The sequence below is a fragment of the Streptomyces sp. NPDC087300 genome (assembly GCF_044744425.1).
Classification (GTDB): domain Bacteria; phylum Actinomycetota; class Actinomycetes; order Streptomycetales; family Streptomycetaceae; genus Streptomyces.
The window spans coordinates 1-8,630 of sequence record NZ_JBIUYI010000020.1; the positions used below are offsets into that span (position 1 = coordinate 1).

Genomic DNA, 8,630 nt, shown 5'->3' on the forward strand with positions numbered 1-8,630 from the left:
CGGTCCGGTTCGAGGAGGCCACCCGTGGTCTGCTGGACCACGGGGTGACCGCGTTCGTGGAGTGCAGCCCGCACCCCGTCCTCACCATCGGCGTCCGCGAAACGGTGGAGTCCGCCGAGCGCGATGCCATCGTTGTCGGAACCCTGCGCAGGACCGACGGAGACCTCGAACGGTTCCTGCTCTCCGCCGCCGAGGCGTACGTGGAAGGGCTGGAGTTCGACTGGCGCGGCCTGGTCCCCACGGGCCGTCACGTCGACCTGCCCACCTACCCGTTCCAGCGCAGGCGCTTCTGGCTGGAGGAGACGGCCCGCCCGGCCGCGGTGGCCGACTCCGCCTTCGAGGAGTTCTGGTCCGCCGTGGAGCGCGGCGACCTCGCCACCACGCTGAACGTGCCCGCCGACGCACCGCTCACCGACGTCCTGCCGAGCCTCGCCGACTGGCGCCGCCGCAGCCAGGAGCGGTCCGCCGTCGACTCCTGGCGGCACCGGATCACCTGGCGTCCCCTCGCCGCCGCCACCCCCGCCCTGAGCGGGACGTGGCTCGTGGTCGGCGCCCCGTCCGAGGCGGCGCACCCGTGGCGGGCCGCGGCCCTCGACGCGCTGCGCGTCCACGGCGCCGACGTCCTGGAGACCGAGGGCTCGGCCGACGCGCTGCGCGCCCTGGACGTCGTACCCAGCGGTGTGCTGTCCCTGCTGGCCCTCGACGAGCAGCCCGACCCGGCGGCCCCGGCCGTCCCGAACGGCCTCTCCGGCACGCTGGCCCTGGTCCAGGCGCTCGGCGCCGCCGGGATCGGCGCGCCGCTCTGGCTCGCGACGACGGGCGCGGTGTCCGTCGGCCGGTCCGACGCGCTGACCCACCCGACGCAGAGCCAGACCTGGGGCCTCGGCCTCGCCGTCGGCCTGGAACACCCCGACCGCTGGGGCGGTCTCGTCGACCTTCCCGTGGCCCCCGACGCCAGGTCCGCGACGCGGCTCGCCGCCGTGCTGTCCGGGCGGACGGACGAGGACCAGCTGGCCATCCGCGCGTCCGGCGTGTCCGTACGACGGCTGACCCCTGCCCCCGCACCCGCCACGGCACCCGCCTGGCGTGCCGCGGGCACCGTCCTCATCACGGGTGGCACCGGCAACATCGGCGGCCACGTAGCCCGCTGGCTCGCGGGCAACGGCGCCGAGCACATCGTGCTGACCAGCCGCAGCGGCGCGGACGCCCCCGGCGCCGCCGAGCTCACCGCCGAACTGACCGAGCTCGGCGCCCGGGTCACCGTCGCGGCCTGCGACGCCGCCGACCGTGCCGCGCTCGCCGACCTGTTCGCCCGGCTCGACGCCGAAGGCGCCCCGGTCCGCTCGGTCTTCCACGCGGCGGGCACCGTCCCGTCCCTGCCGCTCGCCGACACCGACACCGCCGACCTCGCGTACGCCCTGACGGCCAAGGCCGTCGGCGCGGCCCACCTCGACGAGCTGTGCGCGGGACGGGAGCTGGACGCCTTCGTGCTGTTCTCCTCCGGCTCCGCGGTGTGGGGCAGCGGCGAACTCGGCGCGTACGGAGCCGCCAACGCCTTCCTCGACGGCCTCGCGCAGCGCCGCCGCTCCGAGGGACTGCCCGCCACCTCGGTCTCCTGGGGCATGTGGGCCGGCGGCGGCATGGTCACCGGCGACCTGGACGAGCAGCTGCGCCGCAGGGGCATGCGCCCCATGCGGCCCGAGCTCGCGGTCGGCGCGCTCGCCGCCGCCCTCACGGCCGACGAGACGGCCGTGACCGTCGCGGACGTCGACTGGGCCCGCTTCGCCCCCGGCTTCACCGCGGCCCGCTCCCGCCCCCTGATCAGCGAGATCCCCGACGTCGTCGCGCTCGCCGCGCAGGACGCCGAGGACCGGCCCGCCTCCGGCGGAGCCCTCGCCGAGCGGCTGACCGGGCTCAACGACGCCGACCAGCACCGGCTCCTGCTCGACCTGGTGCGCGGCAACGCGGCCGCGGTGCTCGGCCACGAAGGACCCGACACCGTCACGCCCGACCGGGCCTTCCGCGAGCTGGGCTTCGACTCCCTCACCGCCATCGAACTCCGCAAGCGCCTCAACGCGGCGACCGGCGTGCGGCTTTCGGCGACCGTCGTCTTCGACCACCCCTCACCGGAGGCGCTGGCCGGACACCTGCACTCCGTGGTGCTCGGCGAGCGGGCGACCCCCGCGCCCGCCGAGCCCGCGGGCACCGCGCCCCGCGGCGCCGACGAGCCGATCGCCGTCGTCGCCATGAGCTGCCGCTACCCCGGCGGCGTACGGGGCCCCGAGGACCTGTGGTCGCTCGTCCTCGAAGGGCGCGACGCCATCGGTCCCTTCCCCGAGGACCGGGGCTGGGACACCGACCGGCTGTACCCGGCCGACGCGGCGGAGCAGGGCCGCAGCCACACCCTGGAAGGCGCCTTCCTCGACGAGGCGGGCGGGTTCGACGCGGGCTTCTTCGGCATCGCGCCGCGCGAGGCCCTCGCGATGGACCCCCAGCAGCGGCAGGTGCTCGAACTGGCCTGGGAGGCCTTCGAGCGGGCGGGCATCGACCCGTCGTCCGTACGCGACAGCCTCACCGGCGTCTACGTCGGCGCCTCCCCGCAGAGCTACGCGGGCAGCCTGGAACAGGCGACGCCCGAGATGGACGGCTACCGGCTCACCGGCGACGCGCTGAGCGTCGTCTCCGGCCGCATCGCCTACTCGCTCGGTCTGCGCGGCCCCGCCGTCACCGTGGACACCGCGTGCTCGTCCTCGCTGGTCGCCCTGCACCTCGCGGTGCAGGCGCTGCGGTCGGGGGAGTGCTCGATGGCCCTTGCGGGCGGCACGGCGATCATGGTGACGCCGACCCCGTTCGCCGAGTTCAGCCTCCAGGGCGGCCTGGCCCCCGACGGCCGGTGCAAGCCCTTCGCCGACGCCGCCGACGGTGTCGGCTGGGGCGAGGGCGCGGGCCTGATCCTCCTCGAACGGCTCTCCGACGCCCAGGCCAACGGCCACGAGGTGCTCGCCGTCGTCCGGGGCTCCGCGACCAACCAGGACGGCGCGTCCAACGGCCTCTCCGCGCCGAACGGCCCCGCCCAGCAGCAGGTCATCCGCGCCGCGCTCGCCAACGCGGGGCTCACCACCGCCGACGTGGACGCGGTCGAGGGCCACGGCACGGGCACCCGCCTCGGCGACCCCATCGAGGCACAGGCACTGCTCGCCACCTACGGCCAGGACCGCCCCGCCGAACGGCCGCTGCTCCTCGGCGCGCTGAAGTCCAACATCGGCCACACCCAGGCCGCTTCGGGCATCGCGGGCGTCATCAAGATGGTGCAGGCGATGCGGCACGGCGTACTGCCCCGCACCCTCCACCTCGACCGCCCGTCCGAGCACGTGGACTGGACGACCGGCGCCGTGGAGCTCCTCCCCGACGTACGGCCGTGGCCCGAGCTCGACCGCCCCCGGCGCGCCGCCGTCTCCGCGTTCGGCGTCAGCGGCACCAACGGCCACGTCATCCTCGAACAGGCCGAATCCGTGCCCGCGGCCTCCGTGGCCGCGCCCGAAGGCCAGGCGCTGGCGTGGGCGCTCTCCGCCCGTGACACGGCCGCGCTGCGCGCCCAGGCCGCCCGCCTGACCGCCACCGTGGACGAGCGGCCCGACCTCTCGCCGGTGGACGTCGCCGCGACCCTCGCGACGGCACGCGCCGCGCTCGACCACCGCGCCGTCGTCCTCGGCACCGACACCGCCGAACTGCGCGCCGGACTCGACGCGCTGGCCGAAGGCACCGACCACCCGGCCGTGGTCCGGGGCACCCCCGACGGCGGCAGGCTCGCCGTGCTCTTCTCCGGCCAGGGCTCCCAGCGCATCGGCATGGGCCGCGGCCTGTACGAGGCGCACCCCGCGTTCGCCGACGCGCTCGACGAGGTCTTCGCCCACCTCGACCCGCTGCTCGCCGTGCCGCTGCGCGACGTCGTCTTCGGCGACGACCAGGCACTCCTGGACCGCACCGAGTACGCACAGCCCGCGCTGTTCGCCGTCGAGGTCGCGCTCTACCGCCTGTGGGAGTCGTGGGGCCTCACGCCCGACGCGCTCGCCGGACACTCGATCGGCGAACTGGCCGCCGCACACGTGGCGGGCGTCTTCTCGCTGGCCGACGCCTGCACCATCGTGGCCGCGCGCGGCGCGCTCATGCAGGCGCTGCCCGCGGGCGGCGTCATGGTCGCGGTGCGCGCCACCGAGGACGAGATCATTCCGGAGTGCTCCGAGAACGTCGGCATCGCCGCCGTCAACGGACCGGACTCACTCGTCCTCTCCGGCAGCGAACTCGAAGTGCTCGAACTGGCCGACCGGCTCAAGGCGCAGGGCCGCAAGGTGACCCCGCTGCGGGTCAGCCACGCCTTCCACTCGCCGCTGATGGAGCCGATGCTCGACGCGTTCCGCCGCGTCGTCGCGGGCACCACCGCCCACCCGCCCGTACTGCCGATCGTCTCCACGCTGACCGGCGCGCCCGTCGACGCCGAGGAACTGGCGTCACCGGAGCACTGGGTGCGCCACGTGCGCCGGCCCGTCCGGTTCGCCGACGGCGTCACCGCGCTCGTCGCGCAGGGCGTCACCACCATGCTGGAGGTCGGGCCCGGCGGCGCGCTCGCCGCGATGGGCCAGGACAGCGCCCCCGACGCCGTGTTCGTGCCGACGCTGCGCTCCGACAGGAGCGAACCGGACGCGCTGACCCTCGCCGCCGCTCGCCTGCACGTACGGGGCGCGCACCTGGACCCCGCCGCGCTGACCGGCGGCCGCGGCACCCGCGTCGACCTGCCCACCTACGCCTTCCAGCACGAGCGGTACTGGCTGACCGCGGCCGTCGCGCCCGCGGGTGACGGCGCCACGACGGCCCTCGGCGTCGCCACGGGCGACCACCCGCTGCTGCGTGCCGCGGTCGCGCTGCCCGACTCCGACGGCGTGGTGTTCACCGGCAGGCTGTCCACGCGGACCCAGCCCTGGCTCGCCGACCACGGCGTCGGCGACCGGGTGCTGTTCCCCGGCACGGGCTTCCTCGACCTCGCCCTGCACGCCGCCGGCCACTGCGGGCTCGACACCGTCGAGGAACTGACCCTGCACGCCCCGCTGGTCCTGCCCGAGCGCGGCGGCAGCGTCCTGCGCGTCACGGTCGGCGCCGAGAGCGACGACCGGCGCACGATCCGCGTCCACTCGCGGGCCGAGGACGCCGACCGGGACGCGCCGTGGACCGAGCACGCGACCGGCACGCTCACCACGGGGGAGACCCCGGCGACCGAGCTGTCCGCGTGGCCGCCGCGGGACGCCGAACCCATGGACGCCGACGGCATCTACGAGCGCCTCACCGAACTCGGCTACGCCTACGGTCCGGTGTTCCGCGCGGTCCGCGCGGCCTGGCGCCTGGGCTCCGACGTGTACGTCGAGGTGTCCCTGCCCGAGGGCACCGGCGGCGACGGCTTCAGTGTCCACCCCGCCCTGCTCGACGCCGCCCTGCACGCGCCGGTCCTGCGCGCCCTCGACGAGACCGGCGGCGGCCCCCGGCTGCCGTTCAGCTTCACGGGCGTACGGCTGCACGCCGTCGGCGCCTCCACGCTGCGGGTGCGCTGGTCGCCCACCGGGACCGGCCAGGACCAGATGTCCCTGGCCGTCGCGGACCCGACGGGCAGGCCCGTCGCGACCGTCGAGTCGCTGGTGATGCGACCGGTGGACCTCCGGCAGACCGCTTCACCGACCGCCGACGCCCTGTTCGAGCTGGAGTGGACGCCCGCCGAGGCGAGCGCTCCCGCGGAAAGGCCGGTGCGGCTCGCCGTGTTCGGCGGGGACGGCACGGGCGAAGTGGGCCCGAACATGCGGGACTTCGACCTCGACGTGCCGGCCGTGGCCGACTTCGCGGCCCTCGACGGCGTGACCGACCTGCTCGCCCCCTGCCCCCTGCCGGCCGGTGCGGACGGCGGGGCGGTGCGCGAGACGGTCACCTGGGCGCTGGCACTGGCCAAGGACTGGCTCGCCGACGAGCGGACGGCCGACGCCCGCCTGGTCTTCGTGACCCGCGGCGCCGTCGGCACCGCGACGCCCGACCCGGCGGGAGCCGCCCTGTGGGGGCTCGTGCGGTCGGCGCAGACCGAGAACCCCGGCCGGTTCGCGCTCGTCGACCTCGACGACGCCGCCGAGTCCGCCCTCGCCGTACCGGCCGCACTGGCCTCCGGCGAGCCCCAGGCGGCCGTCAGGGCCGGCCAGGTGACGGTGCCGCGGCTCGCCCGCGCCAGCGCCGGAGGACTGCTCACACCGCCCGCCGAAGGCGCCTGGCGCCTCGACGTCAAGGCGTACGACTCACTGGACGAACTCGCCCTGGTGGCGCACCCCGAGGCCACCGCGCCCCTCGCGCCCGGCGACGTGCGTATCGCCGTGCGCGCGGCGGGCCTGGACCTCAGGGACGTCCTCGTCGCCCTCGGCACCCACCACGACGAAGGCGAGCCCGGCAGCGGGATCGCGGGCGTGGTGACCGAGACCGGCGCGGCCGTGACCGGCCTGACCGTGGGCGACCGCGTCCTCGGCACGGCCACCAAGGCCTTCGGGCCGCTCGCGGTCACCGACCGCAGGCTGCTCGCCCCGGTCCCCGCGGGCTGGTCCTTCGCCAGGGCCGCGGCCGTACCGCCCGCCTTCCTCACGGCCTACTACGCCCTGCGCGACCTGGCCGACCTGCGCGACGGCGACTCCGTGCTCGTGCACGACGCCGCGGGCGACGTCGGCCTGGCGGCCGTGCAGCTCGCGCGGCACTGGGGCGCGGAGGTGTTCGCGACCGCACGCCCCGCCGAGTGGGACACCCTGCGGGCGGCGGGTGTGCCCGACAGCCACCTCGCCTCCTCGCTCGACACCGACTTCACGGCGCTGTTCGACGCGGAGACCGGTGGCCGGGGCGTGAAGGCGGTGCTCAACTCCTCGCTCAGGGAGTTCACCGAAGACGGCCCGGAAGCACGCGAGTTCATCCACGCGTCCCTCGAACTGCTCCCCGACGGCGGCCGGTTCATCGAACTGGGCACGGCCGACCTGCCCGAGCCCGACGACCTGCCGCCCGGCGTCAAGTACGCCGCCTGCGACCGCGTGCCGTCCGACCCCGACCGCTGCCAGGACATGCTGGCCGAGGTGCTCGCGCTGTTCGCGGCGGGCACGCTGACCTCCCCGCGGGTGCACGCCGTCGACGTACGCCGCGCCCCCGAGGCGTTCCGCGGCCTCGACCGGGACCGGCCCGCGCGGCGGACCGTCCTGACCGTGCCCGCCCCGCTCGACCCGGACCGCCCGGTCCTGGTCACCGGCGGCCTCGGCACGCTCGGCACCCTCGTGGCCCGGCACCTGGTCGCCGACCGGGGCGTGCGGAACCTCGTCCTCACGGGCCGCAAGGGGCTCGCGACCGACGGCGCCGCGGAACTGCGCGACGAACTGACCGCCCTGGGCGCCGAGGTGACCGTCGCGGCCTGCGACGTGGCCGACCGCGACGCGCTGGCCGCGCTCCTCGCCTCCCTCGACCGCCCGCTCGGCGCGGTCGTGCACGCGGCGGGCGTCGTCGACGACGGCGTACTCGAATCCCTGACACCCGCCAGGATCGACCGCGTGTTCGGCCCGAAGGTCGAGGGACTGCGGCACCTGGACGAACTGACCAGGGACGCCGACCTCTCCGCGTTCGTCGTGTTCTCCTCGGCCGCCGGAATCCTCGGCAGCGCGGGACAGGCGAGCTACGCCGCCGCGAACGCGACACTCGACGCACTCGTACGGCGCCGCAGGGCCCACGGCCTGCCCGGCATCTCCCTCGCCTGGGGCCTGTGGGCGGCCGCGAGCGGCATGACGGCGGCGCTCGACACCGACGACCGGGCCCGGCTCGGCCGCTCCGGCATCCGCGAACTGCCCACCGACGACGCCCTCGCGCTGTTCGACGCCGCGACACGGGACGACCGCGCCGCACTCGTGCCGGTCCTCCTCGACACCGCGACGCTGCGCGGCCAGGCGGCGGACGGCACGCTGCCGCCGATGCTGCGGCGCCTGGTCAGGGCACCTGCCCGCCGGGCCGCCGCGGCGAGCCAAGCCGCGGGCACGACGTTCGTGGACACCATCGCGGGCCAGTCCGCCGCGGACCGCGAACAGACGGTCCTCGACCTGGTCTGCGAGCAGGTCGCCGCGGTGCTCGGCCACTCGGTCGGCACCCAGGTCGATCCGGGCCGTGCCCTCCAGGACCTCGGATTCGACTCGCTGACCTCGGTGGAACTGCGCAACCGGCTCACCACCGCCACCGGCCTGCGGCTGCCCTCGACCCTCGTGTTCGACCACCCGTCGGCCGCCGCGATCGCCCGGCACGTGCTCACGCTGCTGCCGCGCACCGAACCCGAGCCGGAGAGCGGCGTGCTCGACCAGCTCGACCGCCTCGAAACCGCCCTGCTCGCCCTCGGCGACGACGGCGCCGCGACCAAGGTGGACCTGCGCCTGCGCGCCCTGCTCGCCAAGTGGAGCGACCAACGGGCCGACGGCACCGACGAGGACGTCGCATCCGACGACCTCACGTCGGCCACCGACGACGAACTCTTCGGCTACCTCGACAACGAACTCGAGACCTCGTGACCGGGTCGGACCGCGACGACGTCGTCCGTA

At 75.9% G+C, this 8,630-nt stretch carries 1 protein-coding gene; it reads left to right on the forward strand.

The window, feature by feature from the left end; all coding sequences use genetic code 11:
* The coding region (locus tag ACIO9J_RS42290; RefSeq protein ID WP_402010949.1) for an SDR family NAD(P)-dependent oxidoreductase at positions 1–8,600 on the forward strand (8,600 nt) is incomplete at its 5' end.
* Positions 8,601–8,630: the final 30 nt, after the last annotated feature.